Source organism: Streptococcus sp. A23, assembly GCF_043674155.1.
Taxonomy (GTDB): domain Bacteria; phylum Bacillota; class Bacilli; order Lactobacillales; family Streptococcaceae; genus Streptococcus; species Streptococcus suis_V.
This window is the reverse complement of sequence record NZ_JBIMJP010000001.1, coordinates 92,463-107,246: the sequence shown is the minus strand read 5'-3', so window position 1 is coordinate 107,246 and position 14,784 is coordinate 92,463. Positions and strand designations below refer to the sequence as shown.

At 45.4% G+C, this 14,784-nt stretch carries 16 protein-coding genes and 1 riboswitch; of the genes, 8 read left to right on the top strand and 8 right to left on the bottom strand.

The features are described 5' to 3' along the window. Positions 1-172: 172 nt before the first annotated feature. The gene (locus ACHBIE_RS00600; RefSeq protein WP_105123088.1) at positions 173-565 is read right to left on the bottom strand and encodes a DUF4430 domain-containing protein; all 393 of its coding nucleotides are present in this window, start codon (positions 563-565) and stop codon (positions 173-175) included. After that, positions 562-1,050: a hypothetical protein gene (locus ACHBIE_RS00595; protein ID WP_394732448.1), complete on the bottom strand. Its 489-nt coding sequence runs from the start codon at positions 1,048-1,050 to the stop codon at positions 562-564. The genes ACHBIE_RS00600 and ACHBIE_RS00595 overlap by 4 nt, the downstream gene beginning before the upstream one ends. Before the next feature lie 222 nt (positions 1,051-1,272). On the opposite strand from ACHBIE_RS00595, the gene ACHBIE_RS00590 reads away from it, so the two are divergent. The 6 genes from ACHBIE_RS00590 (at position 1,273) to lysS (ending at position 6,451) form a co-directional block, all read left to right on the top strand. Continuing rightward, positions 1,273-2,118, top strand: a complete 846-nt coding sequence (locus ACHBIE_RS00590; RefSeq protein WP_394732447.1) for a glycoside hydrolase family 25 protein — start codon at positions 1,273-1,275, stop codon at positions 2,116-2,118. A gap of 9 nt (positions 2,119-2,127) precedes the next feature. Next, a riboswitch (TPP riboswitch) is annotated at positions 2,128-2,223 on the top strand. Positions 2,224-2,271: 48 nt separating this feature from the next. Further along, a complete protein-coding gene (gene thiT / locus ACHBIE_RS00585) occupies positions 2,272-2,829 on the top strand; it encodes an energy-coupled thiamine transporter ThiT (RefSeq protein WP_105123085.1) in 558 nt (185 codons plus the stop codon). Positions 2,830-2,912: 83 nt separating this feature from the next. Next, positions 2,913-3,755 (top strand): DUF368 domain-containing protein, encoded by an 843-nt coding sequence (locus tag ACHBIE_RS00580; RefSeq protein ID WP_105123084.1) that lies wholly within the window; start codon positions 2,913-2,915, stop codon positions 3,753-3,755. Positions 3,756-3,766: 11 nt separating this feature from the next. After that, entirely contained in the window at positions 3,767-4,246 is a 480-nt protein-coding gene (locus ACHBIE_RS00575; RefSeq protein ID WP_105110688.1) for an aminoacyl-tRNA deacylase, read from the top strand. Between the two features lies 1 nt (position 4,247). After that, positions 4,248-4,871, top strand: coding sequence for a histidine phosphatase family protein (locus ACHBIE_RS00570; RefSeq protein WP_105110687.1), 624 nt, complete (start codon positions 4,248-4,250; stop codon positions 4,869-4,871). Positions 4,872-4,960: 89 nt separating this feature from the next. Continuing rightward, positions 4,961-6,451, top strand: coding sequence for a lysine--tRNA ligase (gene lysS, locus ACHBIE_RS00565; protein WP_105123083.1), 1,491 nt, complete (start codon positions 4,961-4,963; stop codon positions 6,449-6,451). Positions 6,452-6,658: 207 nt separating this feature from the next. Here the strand turns inward: lysS and ACHBIE_RS00560 are convergent, their stop codons facing one another. The 5 genes from ACHBIE_RS00560 to ACHBIE_RS00540 all read right to left on the bottom strand — a co-directional run bounded on the left by ACHBIE_RS00560 (position 6,659) and on the right by ACHBIE_RS00540 (position 11,610). Next, on the bottom strand, positions 6,659-7,243 hold the full coding sequence (locus ACHBIE_RS00560; RefSeq protein ID WP_105123082.1) for a 3'-5' exonuclease: 585 nt from the start codon (positions 7,241-7,243) through the stop codon (positions 6,659-6,661). Between the two features lie 104 nt (positions 7,244-7,347). Further along, positions 7,348-8,406: an LLM class flavin-dependent oxidoreductase gene (locus tag ACHBIE_RS00555; protein ID WP_105123081.1), complete on the bottom strand. Its 1,059-nt coding sequence runs from the start codon at positions 8,404-8,406 to the stop codon at positions 7,348-7,350. Positions 8,407-8,517: 111 nt separating this feature from the next. Beyond that, positions 8,518-9,768, bottom strand: a complete 1,251-nt coding sequence (locus ACHBIE_RS00550) for an ABC transporter permease (RefSeq protein WP_105123080.1) — start codon at positions 9,766-9,768, stop codon at positions 8,518-8,520. Continuing rightward, the gene (locus ACHBIE_RS00545) at positions 9,768-10,463 is read right to left on the bottom strand and encodes an ABC transporter ATP-binding protein (RefSeq protein ID WP_105123079.1); all 696 of its coding nucleotides are present in this window, start codon (positions 10,461-10,463) and stop codon (positions 9,768-9,770) included. Before ACHBIE_RS00545 ends, ACHBIE_RS00550 begins: the two co-directional genes overlap by 1 nt. Further along, positions 10,444-11,610, bottom strand: a complete 1,167-nt coding sequence (locus ACHBIE_RS00540; RefSeq protein ID WP_394732446.1) for an efflux RND transporter periplasmic adaptor subunit — start codon at positions 11,608-11,610, stop codon at positions 10,444-10,446. Before ACHBIE_RS00540 ends, ACHBIE_RS00545 begins: the two co-directional genes overlap by 20 nt. A 286-nt stretch (positions 11,611-11,896) precedes the next feature. Between ACHBIE_RS00540 and gorA the strand changes: the two genes are divergently transcribed. After that, the gene (gene gorA / locus ACHBIE_RS00535) at positions 11,897-13,246 is read left to right on the top strand and encodes a glutathione-disulfide reductase (RefSeq protein ID WP_105123077.1); all 1,350 of its coding nucleotides are present in this window, start codon (positions 11,897-11,899) and stop codon (positions 13,244-13,246) included. Between the two features lie 46 nt (positions 13,247-13,292). On the opposite strand, the gene ACHBIE_RS00530 is transcribed toward gorA, so the two are convergent. After that, on the bottom strand, positions 13,293-14,030 hold the full coding sequence (locus ACHBIE_RS00530; protein WP_105123076.1) for a cyclase family protein: 738 nt from the start codon (positions 14,028-14,030) through the stop codon (positions 13,293-13,295). A 208-nt stretch (positions 14,031-14,238) separates the two neighbouring features. Between ACHBIE_RS00530 and ACHBIE_RS00525 the strand changes: the two genes are divergently transcribed. Then, positions 14,239-14,778 (top strand): biotin transporter BioY, encoded by a 540-nt coding sequence (locus ACHBIE_RS00525; RefSeq protein ID WP_105123075.1) that lies wholly within the window; start codon positions 14,239-14,241, stop codon positions 14,776-14,778. Positions 14,779-14,784: the final 6 nt, after the last annotated feature.

Below are 14,784 nucleotides of genomic sequence, written 5' to 3'. Positions count from 1 at the left end.
AAGGAACATTATTCTGTTCACTCAATTTTAATAAAATATACCGGCCTATTTCTCTGCAAAATCAGGAATGTCAATTGACCATTTTCACAACTATAATTTGTTTTTCAAAGCATATAAAAAGCCAGAGGCAATCCTCTGACCTAGTTTGTTTAAGTGCTCTAGCTATTTGAGTTTATTGAAAGCTTTCAAGGTAGAATTCAACATCGTCGCCTTCTTGTAGAATTTGTTCTGCAGCACCTTTTTCTGCCAAGCTACCATTGACCTTATACATCCAGTAGGTATTGCTGGCTGGATCCTGACTTTTTCCGTCGATGACCGTAACCATGCCGTTTTCTTCCTCGATATCGTAGTACTCTTCCAGGACATCCATGACAGAATCACCAGCTTCAAATCGGACATTTTCGGTAGAATTCTGACCATCAGTCGTAATCCTCAAAGTGGCCTCAAGTAGCTGACTGGTTTCCTCTACCTGACTGCTAGCTGTAGGCTGGTTACTCGTTGTCGAACACCCTAGCAAAACCAAGACAGATAGGACACTAACACAAATTCTTAGTAACCGTTTCATTTTATAAACCTCCGAAAAATCCCGTCAATAATTGGGTAAAATAAGGCAGTTGATACTGCATGGGCCACATCAAAACTCAAGCCATTTAGCCAATAGACCCATGGATTGACCCCAAATTGTAGGGCTGACAGAAGACTAATGACCAATCCATATAGAAAAGTGACTACAGCAGCTAACAACATAGGTATGAGGACTGAATTCCAATAGCTCAACCGCAGGCCGGACCATACCCATTTCCACACTAGCATGATAGCTGCAAAACTGAGAATCTGCCACAAAACAACTATCCCAAACCCCATATAAATAGCCGTCCCAAACATGGTCAAAGCCATGATGAGGAAAGCATCTGCCATGGGCAAAAAAAGGCTGGAGACTAAAAATATAGCTGTAATGGGCTTGATATTAGCAAAAGGAAAAAAGGCAAATCGAAGTGCTATGCAAAGGCTGGCTAAGATAGCAATTCTACTAATTTTCTGGGTAGTCATGCAACTCCTACTTCATTTTTAGGACCTGTATTCTCATGCAAGAAACTTGTTGGACAAATTCGCAACGGAGAAAGGTTCCGCCCTTTAATGACAGGTTCTTATATCCATTAGTAGCATACCCCAATAGCCAGGATATGTCAAGCGGATGAAAGTTAGCTATTTCCTGCATAAATGAGACTATTTTTTTTGATTTTTCCAGATCTTTGAGTTAAAATAAAAAAGATGAGAAAGAGAATTAAACCTATCATTGTGATTGTTTTCTTTGCTCTATTCACTTCCTTGATTCTCTTGACTCGGACCATGGCTATCCAAGCTGAAAAACGGGCGGCAGCAATTCAAGAAGCTCAAATAGAAAAGGAAGCAAAGAAGATCACAAGCGCAAGCTCTACCTATGTCATAGAGAATGCTTTAGAAATGAAGCCAATCATTGACGTTTCCGCATGGCAACGACCTGAGGATATCGACTACGATACGCTCAGCGAACAGATTTCTGGAGCTATTATCCGGATTCAGAGTGGTTCCCATACAAAGAAAGAAAACTCTGCCACCGATAAAAATGGAATTGACAAGTCCTATAAGCAGCATATTGAAGAATTTCAAAAGCGGGGAGTTCCCATCGCTGTCTATGCTTATGTGACAGGAAATTCTATAGAAGCCATGAAAAAAGAAGCCCAATCCTTCTACAAGCTGTCCTCGCCTTACAAGCCAACCTTCTATTGGATGGACGTTGAGGAAAAGACCATGGGTGATATGGATGCCGGCGTCGAGGCTTTCAGACAGGAGTTGGTAGACCTTGGTGCTAGAAATATTGGACTCTATATTGGCACCTATTTTATGGATGAACATAGCATCACAGTAGATAAGTTTGATGCCCTGTGGATTCCAACCTATGGGACGGACTCGGGTTACTACAATGCCGCTCCCAACACTGATTTGGCCTACGACCTTCACCAATATACTTCACGAGGTTACTTGAATGGCTTTAAATACCATCTGGACCTCAACCTCATCACTAGCTTAAAAGACCCTAACGAGGTCTATCAAAAGCTCTTTACCGTTCCTGAGTAACAACTAAATAATTTCACAAAGGAGTGCTTCGGCTGAGATCGCATCTGCGAAATCCTCGAACCTGATCTAGGTAAGACTAGCGTAGGGATTGTGTTTTATGGATATCATAAAAAGCCAACCCTCCTTTCATTGCAACCATAAAGGAGGTTTTTTATGTCCCATACTAAATTACGTACCCTGGCTGAAGTAGCCATCTTCTCTGCCATTGCCCTGGTCTTTGACAAACTACCGCTCTTCACTATGCCTCAAGGTGGATCGGTTTCCTTGGTCATGCTGCCCATTCTCTTTCTGGCACTCAGACATGGCCTGGCTATCGGTGTGCTAGCAGGTGGAATTGTCGGTACCATCCAACTCTTCTACGGAGGCTACTTCCTCAATCCCTTCCAGGTCTTTCTGGATTACGCCTTATCCTATGCTGGAATTGGGTTGGCAGGGCTATTTACAAGACCTTTTAAAGCCAGTAAGACCAGCACAAGTGCAATCAGCTGGATTGGACTAGCCAGTCTACTTGGAGGCAATATTCGTTTCCTGGCCAACTTCCTGGCCGGAATCATCTTCTATGCTGACTACGCTACACCTGGTATGCCTGTCTGGCTCTACTCTCTTCAATACAATATCAGCTATATTCTGCCATCGACCCTGATTGCAGCAGGTCTGTTGATTATTCTCTACAAATCAAGACCTGCCTTCTTTAAAGTCAAATCATCCTAAGTCTGTCCGTTTTGGCAGGCTTTTTTCGACGAAATTCGGTCTATGTGCTATAATGGGTCCATTACATAATTTTGGAGGAATTTATGTCATCTTGGATTTCAAGAATTATCAAGGGAATGATTATCGCCCTTGGATTTATTTTGCCCGGTGTTTCTGGTGGTGTATTGGCTGCGATTTTGGGCATCTATGAGCGGCTCATCGGCTTTTTAGCCAATATTCGCAAGGATTTCAAGGAAAATTTTCGCTATTTTATCCCTGTTGGAATCGGGGGAATTTTGGGTATTGCTCTCTTCTCCTTCCCGGTTGAATTCCTGCTCAAGCACTTCCAGGTACCCGTTCTCTGGGCCTTTGCCGGTGCCATTGTAGGAACCATTCCTAGCCTGCTCAAGGAATCTATTCAAAAGAGCCAGCGTGACAGCATTGACTGGATTTGGCTGGTTGCAACCTTTATCGTCTCTGGTCTTTTGCTCTACAATTTGAACAGTTTGGTCGGAACCCTGCCAGCTAGCTTTGCTAGTTTTGTCTTGGCTGGTGCTCTGATTGCTCTGGGGATTTTGGTACCTGGGCTCAGCCCGTCTAACTTGCTTTTGATTTTAGGGATTTACACGCCTATGCTCAATGGATTCAAGTCCCTGGACCTGCTTGGCACTTTTCTGCCTATCGCTATCGGTGGGGCCCTAGCTATGGTGGCTTTTTCTAAGTCCATGGACCATGCTCTCAAGGTCTACCACTCCCGCGTTTACCACTTTATCATCGGTATCGTCGCTTCATCCACCATTCTCATCCTTATCCCACAAGCTGGCAATGAGGAAGCCATTTCCTATGCTGGAGCTGGCATCGGAACCTGGCTTGCTGCCCTTGTCCTCTTTGTTCTTGGTGCCTGGCTAGGCCTTTGGATGAGCAAACTCGAGGAAAAATACAAGTAGGAGGTCATCCTATGGCAAAGAAAGAAAAAATCAAGAAAACCTTGGTCGACCAGATTCTGGACAAGGCCAAAATTGCCCACGACAGTCTGGTCATCAATGCCCTTGAAGGCAAGGTACCTGAAGGTATCCAAATGGAACAAATCTACAAAACCCTGGCCCTAAAAGGTGATAAGACAGGGCCCATTATCGGAATTGTTCCCATTACCGAGCACCTGTCCGAAAAGAAATTGGCCAAGGTCTCTGGCAACAAGAAGGTCACCATGATTCCACAAAAGGATCTGGAAAAGACAACCGGCTATGTCCACGGTGCCAACAACCCTGTCGGTATCCGGCAAAAGCACAATTTTCCTATCTACATAGACCAGTCAGCACTGGAAACGGGCTACATGATTGTCTCTGCTGGTGAAGTGGGCCGTTCCATCGGCATTGATAGTCAGGTCCTGGCTGATTTTGTCAAGGCTAGTTTTTCCGATTTGACCGAGGGAGACTAGCATGAGGATTTACTTTATCCGCCACGGCAAGACCGAGTGGAATCTGGAAGGTCGATTTCAGGGTTATTCTGGAGATTCGGCTCTCTTGCCTGAATCTTATCAGGATTTAGAAAAACTAGGCAAATACCTTGCTGAAATCCCCTTTGATGCTATTTATTCTAGTGATTTGCAGCGCGCACATAGCACTGCCGTAGAAATTGCCAAAGCCAATCACCATTGCCAAACCGTTCTAATCACGCAACAATTACGTGAATGGAATTTTGGAACGTTAGAAGGAAGCAAGATGGCAATTTTTCGTGCCATCTACCCCAAACAAGCCTGGGCACTCAAACATAATCTAGCCCTTTTTGACAATGACCTATTTGAAGCAGAAAGTGTCCATCAAGTTACTCAACGGATGGTGGATTTTATCCAATCATTAAAAAGACAGGACATGGATAGGGTCTTAATTGTCAGCCACGGAGCTATCCTAACCGCTTCCATCCACCGGCTGCTCGGATTTACACCCGCCCAGCTCCGTCACCGCGGTGGTTTGGATAATGCTTCCATTTCCATTTTGGAAACGACAGACTTTGAACACTTTACCGAGCTGGTTTGGAATGATACTCGCTATAAATCTCACTAAGAAAGCAGTTTCCTGCTTTCTTTTTTGCTGATTTTTTACCTCTTCTATGATAGAATAGAAGGAACAGACTTTGGAGGAATGAAAATTTTATGTCTACTGAACATTTTGAAGAATTGAATGACCAACAACTTGTCCGTCGTGAGAAAATGACAGCTCTTGCAGAACAGGGCATTGACCCCTTCGGTAAGCGATTTGAACGCTCTGCTGATTCTGCTCAGTTGAAGGAACAATACGAAGACAAATCAAAAGAAGAATTGGAAGAGCTGGGTCAAACGGCTATTATCGCTGGTCGTATCATGACCAAACGCGGTAAGGGTAAGGCTGGCTTTGCCCATATCCAAGACCGTGAAGGGCAAATTCAAATTTATGTCCGTAAGGATGATGTTGGCGAAGAAAATTACGAAATCTTCAAAAAAGCTGACTTGGGTGACTTTGTCGGTGTTGAGGGCGACGTCTTCAAAACAAACGTGGGCGAATTGTCTATCCACGCTCGCAAGCTGACCCATCTGTCTAAGGCGCTCCGCCCATTGCCAGAAAAATTCCACGGTTTGACAGACATCGAAACCCGCTACCGCAAGCGTTATTTGGATTTGATTACCAACCGTGAGAGCTTTGACCGCTTTATCACGCGCTCAAAAATCATTTCTGAAATCCGTCGTTACCTGGACGGACTTGGTTTTTTGGAAGTGGAAACGCCCGTTCTCCACAATGAGGCTGGTGGTGCTGCTGCCCGTCCATTTATTACCCACCACAATGCACAAAACATTGATATGGTCTTGCGTATCGCGACTGAATTGCACCTCAAACGCCTGATTGTCGGTGGTATGGAGCGTGTCTATGAAATCGGCCGTATCTTCCGTAACGAGGGTATGGACGCCACTCACAACCCTGAGTTTACTTCAATTGAGGTCTACCAGGCCTATGCTGACTACCAAGACATCATGGACTTGACCGAGGGCATTATCCAACATACTGCTAAGGCAGTTGTCGGCGACGGTCCTGTTACTTATCAAGGAACTGAAATTGCTATCCACGAGCCATTCAAGCGTATCCACATGGTCGATGCTATTAAGGAACAAACTGGTGTGGACTTCTGGCAGGAGATGAGCTTAGAAGAAGCTATCGCCCTGGCAAACGAACACAAGGTTCCTGTAGAAAAACACCATACAGAAGTTGGCCAAATCATCAACAGCTTCTTTGAAGAGTACGTTGAAGCAACTCTTATCCAACCAACATTTGTCTATGGTCACCCAGTAGCCGTGTCACCACTAGCTAAGAAAAACGATGAAGACCCACGCTTCACAGACCGCTTTGAGCTCTTCATCATGACAAAGGAATACGGAAATGCCTTTACAGAATTGAACGACCCAATCGACCAATTGGAACGTTTTGAAGCCCAAGCTAAAGCTAAAGAACTGGGTGATGACGAGGCGACTGGCGTAGACTACGACTATATCGAAGCCCTCGAATACGGTATGCCACCAACAGGCGGACTGGGAATCGGTATCGACCGCCTCTGCATGCTCTTAACAGATACAACAACCATTCGGGATGTACTTCTTTTCCCTACGATGAAGTAAGTTTGAGATGAGTGCAGTTTTAGGGACTCATATCAATTCCAATCGCTCTCTTATTTCTCAGCGATTGGCTCCAATAGTCCACTGGACTATTGGACTCCCTAATTGAAATATGCTCTAGCTGAACGCAAATTTATAGCTTCACACCAATGCCAACTAGAAAATCAAAAAAATGAGTTACAGTTTCATTGCTGTAGCTCATTTTCTCTTCTAATCAAACAAATTTCCTAGTCCGGCAAAGGGATTGTTGGTCACGACTTCCTGCTGACCTAGCATCTGTTGGTTTTCATCAAACTCTAAAAATTTCTCATATACCTGGGCGGTCATACGAGCATCTTCTAGGCTATTGTGCCCTCGTCCCTTGACACCCAGATAGTCCGCCACTGAGGTCAGCTTGAGATTGACGATACTGTTTAAGTCTGTTGACCGACGCTCCAAGGCCTCTTCATAGAGGTCAACCTGGTACTGGTCCTTCAAATCCAGACCATTTTCTGCCAAAATAGGTAGATCAGACTTCATAGCATTGTAACCGATGAGGGCTGCTTGTCCCACAAAGGCCTGAAAATCTGCTAAAACTGTCTCTATTTTAGGGGCAGTTTTAATCTTCTCTGCGGTGATACCTGTCAAACCGTTGATAAAGGACTGGAGGGGAACATCTGTGTAAACATAGCTGTCGAACTGGTCCACTTCCTCATGGTTGACAAACTTAACTGCCGACAGCTGAATCAGCTGATAGGCACCGTTGCCCGCATTAAATTCCAAATCAAACGCTACATATTCCTGTAAATTTTCCATTTTGCGCCCTCAAACATCTATTTCTGCATCTATTATACATCATTTTTTCCTAAAATGGACAGATAAAAAGGCTGGCGAATACCAGCCTTTCAGTGAGGGCAAATTTACTTTTCAGCTTCTTCTTTTTTAGCAAAATATTCTCGCACAATCGGTGCGACTTCTTTACCATAAAGCTCGATAGCACGGAGGACATCCTCATGTGGCATAGAGCCAATTGGCAAGTGGAGGAAGAAACGCTCCAAATCCAAGGTTTCGATAGTTTGGATAATTTTTGCAGCGACGTGCTGTGGATCGCCAACAATGCTTGCTCCTTCATCTGTCAAAGAATAGAGGTATTGGGCCTTGGTCATTTCAGACCAGTGTGGCCGGTCCTTTGCGATATTGTTAGTGACCACTTTAGTTGGGTGGAAGTATTCCTCAACAGCCTTGTCATGGTCGTCTGCTATCCAACCCCAAGAATGGGCTGCAACCTTAGTTTTCTCAGGTGAGTGACCGGAATTGCGAGCCACCTTTCGGTAGGCATCTACCAGCGGTTTAAAACGATGAGCCCCTGCTCCAATGACTGCATAAACGATTGGCAGGCCTTTTTGGGCAATCTTGATGGTTGACTCGACATTGCCACCAGTCGCTACCCAGATAGGAAAATCTTCCTGAACAGGTCGCGGATATACAGGCTTATTGTCCACCGACTGGGTGAATTTACCACCCCAATTCAAGTTGGTAGCCTTGTCAATCTCTAAAAGCATATCCAATTTTTCATCGAACAGTTCTTCATAGTCATGCAAATCATAACCAAACAAGGGGAAGGACTCCGTAAAGGAACCACGGCCAGCCATGATTTCCGCTCTGCCGTTTGACAAAGCATCAATGGTGGTGTACTGCTGATAGAGGCGGACTGGATCCATAGAGGAAAGAATCGAAACTGCTGATGTCAGTTTGATATGCTTGGTATTGACAGCACCTGCTGCCAGGACAATTTCAGGTGCAGAGACCGCAAAATCTTCGCGGTGATGCTCCCCAATCCCATAGACATCCAGGCCAACCTGATCTGCCAGTTCAATCTCTTTGACCAGCTGACGAATGCGCTCGTCGTGGCTGTACGTTTCTCCTGTCTTTTCAAGAGGGGTTGTTTCTCCAAATGTTGAAATACCTAATTCTACCATGATGTTACTCCTTTAATCTGAATGATGTCCTTATTTTATCTTTAACTAGTGACAATGTCAAGCCGTTTGCTCACAGAAAAACGACTAGGAAAAACCTAATCGTTTTGAATGTTATTCATATCGCAGTGCTTCAATTGGATCCAATTTAGAAGCCTTATTTGCTGGGAGGACACCGAAGATGATACCAACCAGGGCTGAGAAGGCGAGACTCCCCAGAACCACTGGGATAGAGATGACGGCGGACATACCCTCACCCATGACCTTGCTGATATTGAGCAAAACGACAGTCGTTTGGGCGATTAAGAGACCAATGGCACCGCCCAGAGTGGTCAAGACCATAGCCTCAATCAAGAACTGACTCAAGATATTGGCACGAGTCGCTCCCAGTGCCTTCCGCAGACCGATTTCCCGTGTCCGCTCGGTCACGGATACCAGCATAATGTTCATCACGCCGATACCGCCGACCAAGAGGGAGATACCTGCAACCGCACCTATAAAGGTGGTCACAATACCTAGCTCACTCTTGAAACTTTCAATCATGGCAGACATGTCAAAAATATCATAGCGAGCCTCTTTTAGACCAGAAACCCTAGTCAGATAGTCCGCAGCAGCCTGACCAACCTCTGTGGCCCTGGTCACATCTTCGACATAGACATAGAGTCCAGAATTTTCTTTCATGCCCATCTCTGCAGCAACCTGGGTATTGGCCATAATGGCATTACCGCCTGAGTTCATCCCAAACATGGCCGTACCAGCATTGGGCTCCTTATAAACACCGATAACTAGATAGGCATTGCCATTGAGAGAAACCGTCTGGTTGAGGGAGGCTTCCATGGAGCCAAACAGTTTTTCAGCCAGATTGACATCCAGCATGATAATGCGAGCAAAGCGACTATAGTCATTAGGAGTGAACTTGCGTCCTGCCAAAATTTCTAGATTTTTGACATCAAAATAGGAATGGCTGACCCCATTGATGGTCACATTATCAGCTGATTTGTTACCGGCTTCTATTGTTCCCATATTACTCAAATTGATATAGTAGTTGCTTAAACCGTCAATTTCCAGAAGTCCTTGCAACATGCTATGGGTCAAGTCAGGCTCTTCTTCCATAGACATTTCCCCAGTGAAGCCAGCATTAAATAAACCCGACGAAACCTCTTCTAAATTTACATAAGGAGAAAAATGGACAGAGACATTATTTTGCTCACCAGCCAGGGCCTTCTCCATGGATTTCTGTAGGCCTTCACCTAGAGCCATGATGATAACAACAGCAGCCACACCGATAATGATACCCAGCATGGTGAGGAGGGAGCGCATCTTGTGGGCTAGGATTGATTTTAAGGCAAATTTCCAATTTTCCATTAAGCCTCCTCCCTTCTTCTGTCCTCAGTGATAACCCCGTCCCGAAGAACGATTTTCCGCTTGGCATAGGCGGCAATCTCTGGCTCGTGGGTGACCATGATAATGGTCTTACCTTCATTATTGAGCTCAGTCAAAAGCTCCATAATCTGCTGGCCAGTCTTGGTATCCAGGGCCCCCGTCGGCTCATCCGCCAAGATAATGGCTGGGCTATTGACCAAGGCACGCGCAATAGCCACCCGTTGCTTTTGACCTCCAGACAATTCCGACGGCAGGTGGTCCATACGTTCTGCCAATTCAACTTTTTCTAGGTAACGTTTGGCCTTTTTCTTACGTTGGTTGGACGGTACTCCTGCATAAATTAGGGGTAACTCCACATTCTGCAAGGCGTTGAGCTTGGCAAGGAGGAAGAATTGTTGGAAGACAAAACCGATTTGGTCATTGCGGACCTGGGCCAACTTTTTCTCCGATAACTGGCTGACTTCCTCGCCTTCTAGCCAATAGTTGCCAGAACTAGACCTGTCCAGCAAACCAATAATGTTCATGAGAGTGGATTTACCAGACCCGGACGGTCCCATAATGGCTAGAAATTCTCCCTCTTCGACTTCCAAATCAATATCCTTGAGAACTCGCAACTCCTGGTCACCGTTTTTATAGGATTTGTTGATTTGTGTGAGTTTAATTAGCTGGTTCTTCATCGGCTTCTACCTCTTGACCCTCTTGTAAGTCAAAATCTGGGAGGACAATGACATGGTCACCAACAGACAAGCCCTTGATCACTTCCTGGTTAAGAGCATCTGCATTACCCAGAGTCACCTCTACTTTTTTAGCCTTACCATCTACCAATGTCCAAACAAAGGTCTTATCATCCTCATAGACAACAGCTGTCACAGGGACCAAGATATTTTTGCTGGTGTTGACCACTTCCATATTGACAGTGAAACCTTGCTTGAGGTCGCCGATATCGCTAGTCAAAGTCACCTTGAAAGTATACTTGGCACCACCACCAGATCCGCCGCCACCCGGTACTGCTACCGCAGTTTGATCATTGGCTGGATAGTTTGAAATATAGGAAATTTTACCAGTCCAGGTCTGTTCTGGATAGACTTTAGTGCTTAATTTCACTTCTTGGTCAACCTTGATATTGGCCAAATCATATTCTGTAAGCTGACCTGTCACCTGCAGGCTATTTTGGTTGACGATGTGAATGACTGTCTGGCTATTGGTTGAGCTCTTAGAAACAGACTTATTGACCTCAACAACTGTACCTGACACGGTGCTGGCAACGGTCGCTTCATTGACGGCCGTCCACGCCTTGTCTACCGCCGCTTGGGCATCCGCATAGGCATCATTCAAATCCGCCAATTGCAAATCAATGGAACGTTGGGCAGAGGCCGCTGCTTCTCCATCCAAGGCTGGGTCACCTGTTGTTGGCAAGGTCTGACCACCATTTTGCACCTCATATATTTGACGTCCAATCTTATCCCGTCCGCGCACAGCCGAATCAAGAGCCGTTTGCAATTCATAAGCATCATAGCGAAGCAGGGCCGTTCCAGCCTCTACCTGGCTCCCCTGTTCAACGTAAAATTCACTGATATCGCCTTTAGAGGGGTCATAATAGACAAACTGCTCTTCACCCGCAGCCACTGTCCCCGTCAACAAGGTCGACGAAGCAATCGAACCTTCCTGAACCACCCTGTAGGTCATGGGTAATGTAAAGTCTTCACCTGCGCTACCTGAACCACCTAAGGCATTAGAGAAGAGTAAGGCCCCACCGACCAGGGCTACCGATGCAACCCCAAGACCAGAAAAAAGGGCAATTTTTGCTTTTTTGGACTTAAACATATCAGTCTCCTTTACATGTTACAAAAATAATTGTCTTATACAGATAATACACCTATACATCGTTTTTTGCAAGTGTTTTCCATACTAATTTTATAATATTTTTGTCAATTATCCCACTTACATTTTTGTAAGAAATAGCTTCTATCAATCATGCAGGTATGGCCAGTATTTTTACAAAATAATAGTAAGAAAAACCTAAACAAGGTTTCACGATAGACGTAGCGGATTTTTGATTGAAAGATAAAAAAAGGGTAGAATGTAGTCAAGAAATCTTTGGAGGAAGAAAATGAGAGAATTTGATATTATCAGCATTGGTGGAGGAAGTGGTGGCATTGCCACTATGAACCGAGCGGCTATGTATGGTGCCAAGGCTGCCGTTATTGAAGGCAGCTATATCGGTGGAACCTGTGTCAATCTAGGCTGTGTTCCTAAAAAAATCATGTGGTACGGTTCTCAAGTAGCTGAAGCCATTCACACTTATGGACCAGAATACGGTTTCACCAGCCAGGATGTTCACTTCAACTTCGCAACCCTGCGTCAGAACCGTGAGGCCTATATCGAGCGTTCTCGTTCCTCTTATAGCAATACCTTCAAAAACAATCAGGTTGAGGTCATTCAAGGTTTTGCTAAATTTGTAGATAGCCATACGGTCGAGGTCAATGGTGAGCGAATCAAAGCCAAACACATTGTCATCGCTACTGGTGGTCTTCCAGTTATTCCCGCCATTCCAGGTGCTGAATTGGGTGTCGTGTCCGACGACTTCTTTGCCTGGGAAGAATTGCCAGAGTCTGTCGCTGTTATCGGCGCTGGCTATATTGCCGTTGAGGTGGCTGGCGTCCTACACGGTTTGGGAGTGGATGCCCAGCTCTTTGTCCGCGGCGACCGCCCATTGCGTAACTTCGATACCTACATTACGGATGCCCTCATGGAAGAGATGGAGCGAACTAAGCTCCCACTTCACACCCATAAAACGCCAAGCAAGCTGGAGAAAACGCCAGAAGGAAAAATCCAAATCTTCTTTGAGGACGGCACTTCCCACATTACTGACCAGGTTTTCTGGGCTGTTGGGCGCAAGCCAAATACCAACCAGCTTAACCTAGAAGCTACTGGTGTGACACTAACAAAATCGGGCCACATCGAAGTCAACCAATACCAAGAAACAGTGGTTCCTGGCATCTATGCCTTGGGCGACGTGACGGGTGAAAAAGAGTTGACACCCGTTGCTATCAAGGCTGGACGGCTCCTATCGGAACGCTTATTCAACGGTAAAACAGATGCCAAAATGGACTATACAGACATTCCAACTGTTGTCTTCTCCCACCCAGCTATCGGTACGGTCGGATTAACAGAAGACCAGGCCCTTGTTCAATACGGTGCGGACCAAGTCAAGTGCTACACTTCAGCCTTTACCTCTATGTACACAGCCATGGCAGACAACCGCCAGCTGACCAAGATGAAACTAGTCACCGTTGGTCCTGAAGAACGAGTGGTCGGCCTCCACGGTATCGGCTACGGTGTCGACGAGATGATCCAAGGTTTCTCAGTTGCTATCAAAATGGGAGCTAGCAAGGAACAATTTGACGCCGTTGTGGCAATCCACCCAACTGGCTCAGAAGAATTTGTCACCATGCGATAGAAATTTCATAAAAACGCTCAGACTTTCATCTGGGCGTTTTATCATCTTATGGCAAAATAGCAATGGCTCTAACTGGTGAACCCGAGCCCTTTTCCCAATGTGGAAAGGCGATGGAAATCAAGCTCCCCGTCGCTGGAACCTGATCAAGATTGTTGAGGACTTCTACCTGGTAAATGTCTTTTGACAGAAGATAGTATTCCTCTGGAAGGCTACCACCATTCTCTGCTGCTGATACTCCTGAGTCTGTATCCAGGGTCTCATGACCAACGGCCTTGACCTTGCGTTCCTCAATCAGATACTCCAAGGCATCATGGCTCCAACCTGGGGTATGTTGCACTCCATTATCATCCAAATTACGGATGGCATCCTGGCTTGGCCAGCGATTAGACCAGTCTGAGCGGAAGGCAACAAAGGACTCCTCTGCAATAGGACCATGTTCCTCTTCAAAATCCAAAATATCCTGCTTGGTGATTTGGTAATCTGGATTTGCTGCAACTGCCTGCGACTTATCGATAACATAAAGAGGCAGGAGCAAATCTTTCAAGTCAATCTCGTCCAAATAACGAGCCCCCTCCACAAAGTGAACAGGCGGGTCGATATGGGTACCATACTGGCCAACGACCGTGAACTGCTCTACGAAAAATCCGTCCTTGTGGTCAAACAAGGTCTTCTTCTCCAAGGCAGGCAGGGCAGGGAAATGAGGACTATTTTCATTGATTTGATGGGTCAAATCCACCCATTTTTTAGCTTTTAAGGTACGGTAAATAGCTAATAATTCTGACATAGGATGTCTCGCTTTCTTATTTTTATCCATTGTAGCATGAGAATGGACCAGTCTACTTAAAAAACATAGTTTTTTGCTTATATAACTTTTTTATGAATAGCTATAGATTTTTCCTATAACTGTGACAGCTGATAGTCAATGGATTGACTTCCTTTGAAAATCAAACTATAATTTTGTTAACCAATTATTATAAAAGGATAACCATCCCATGAAACAAGAATCAACTCTCCATTTGGTCTACACTGCAATCGGTGCGGCCCTCATTGCAGCCCTTTCACAAATCAGCCTTCCCATTGGTCCTGTTCCCTTTACTCTCCAAACCCTGGCTATCGCCCTGATTGCCTGCCTCTACCCAAGGAAACTGGCCCTGGCAAGTGTCGGAATTTATCTGACCTTGGGTGCCATTGGACTGCCTGTATTCGCAGGATTGTCAGGTGGAGTGGCCAATCTTTTCGGACCGACTGCTGGATTTCTCTGGGGCTTTTTGGCCTACGCGGCTATCACATCCAGCTTGACGACAAATAATAGTTCTCCATTCCAGGTCTTTCTGGCTTGTCTGCTGGGAACCGCTACTTGCTTTGGACTGGGATGTTTAGTATTCAAACTGGTCAGCGGTGCTAGCTGGACAGATACACTTGGCTGGACAGTCCTGCCCTTCATCCTGCCTGATTTAGCAAAAATTTCCCTCGCCACAGTGGCACACAAACTCCTCCAACCAGTTATGAGAAAAAGGAACCTAATCGCTTAGGCTCCT

Bases quoted from the DNA above. Each gene is read 5' to 3' on its own strand.
- ACHBIE_RS00600 (WP_105123088.1), bottom strand. From the start codon at position 565: ATGAAACGGTTACTAAGAATTTGTGTTAGTGTCCTATCTGTCTTGGTT.
- ACHBIE_RS00595 (WP_394732448.1), bottom strand. From the start codon at position 1,050: ATGACTACCCAGAAAATTAGTAGAATTGCTATCTTAGCCAGCCTTTGC.
- ACHBIE_RS00590 (WP_394732447.1), top strand. From the start codon at position 1,273: ATGAGAAAGAGAATTAAACCTATCATTGTGATTGTTTTCTTTGCTCTA.
- thiT (WP_105123085.1), top strand. From the start codon at position 2,272: ATGTCCCATACTAAATTACGTACCCTGGCTGAAGTAGCCATCTTCTCT.
- ACHBIE_RS00580 (WP_105123084.1), top strand. From the start codon at position 2,913: ATGTCATCTTGGATTTCAAGAATTATCAAGGGAATGATTATCGCCCTT.
- ACHBIE_RS00575 (WP_105110688.1), top strand. From the start codon at position 3,767: ATGGCAAAGAAAGAAAAAATCAAGAAAACCTTGGTCGACCAGATTCTG.
- ACHBIE_RS00570 (WP_105110687.1), top strand. From the start codon at position 4,248: ATGAGGATTTACTTTATCCGCCACGGCAAGACCGAGTGGAATCTGGAA.
- lysS (WP_105123083.1), top strand. From the start codon at position 4,961: ATGTCTACTGAACATTTTGAAGAATTGAATGACCAACAACTTGTCCGT.
- ACHBIE_RS00560 (WP_105123082.1), bottom strand. From the start codon at position 7,243: ATGGAAAATTTACAGGAATATGTAGCGTTTGATTTGGAATTTAATGCG.
- ACHBIE_RS00555 (WP_105123081.1), bottom strand. From the start codon at position 8,406: ATGGTAGAATTAGGTATTTCAACATTTGGAGAAACAACCCCTCTTGAA.
- ACHBIE_RS00550 (WP_105123080.1), bottom strand. From the start codon at position 9,768: ATGGAAAATTGGAAATTTGCCTTAAAATCAATCCTAGCCCACAAGATG.
- ACHBIE_RS00545 (WP_105123079.1), bottom strand. From the start codon at position 10,463: ATGAAGAACCAGCTAATTAAACTCACACAAATCAACAAATCCTATAAA.
- ACHBIE_RS00540 (WP_394732446.1), bottom strand. From the start codon at position 11,610: ATGTTTAAGTCCAAAAAAGCAAAAATTGCCCTTTTTTCTGGTCTTGGG.
- gorA (WP_105123077.1), top strand. From the start codon at position 11,897: ATGAGAGAATTTGATATTATCAGCATTGGTGGAGGAAGTGGTGGCATT.
- ACHBIE_RS00530 (WP_105123076.1), bottom strand. From the start codon at position 14,030: ATGTCAGAATTATTAGCTATTTACCGTACCTTAAAAGCTAAAAAATGG.
- ACHBIE_RS00525 (WP_105123075.1), top strand. From the start codon at position 14,239: ATGAAACAAGAATCAACTCTCCATTTGGTCTACACTGCAATCGGTGCG.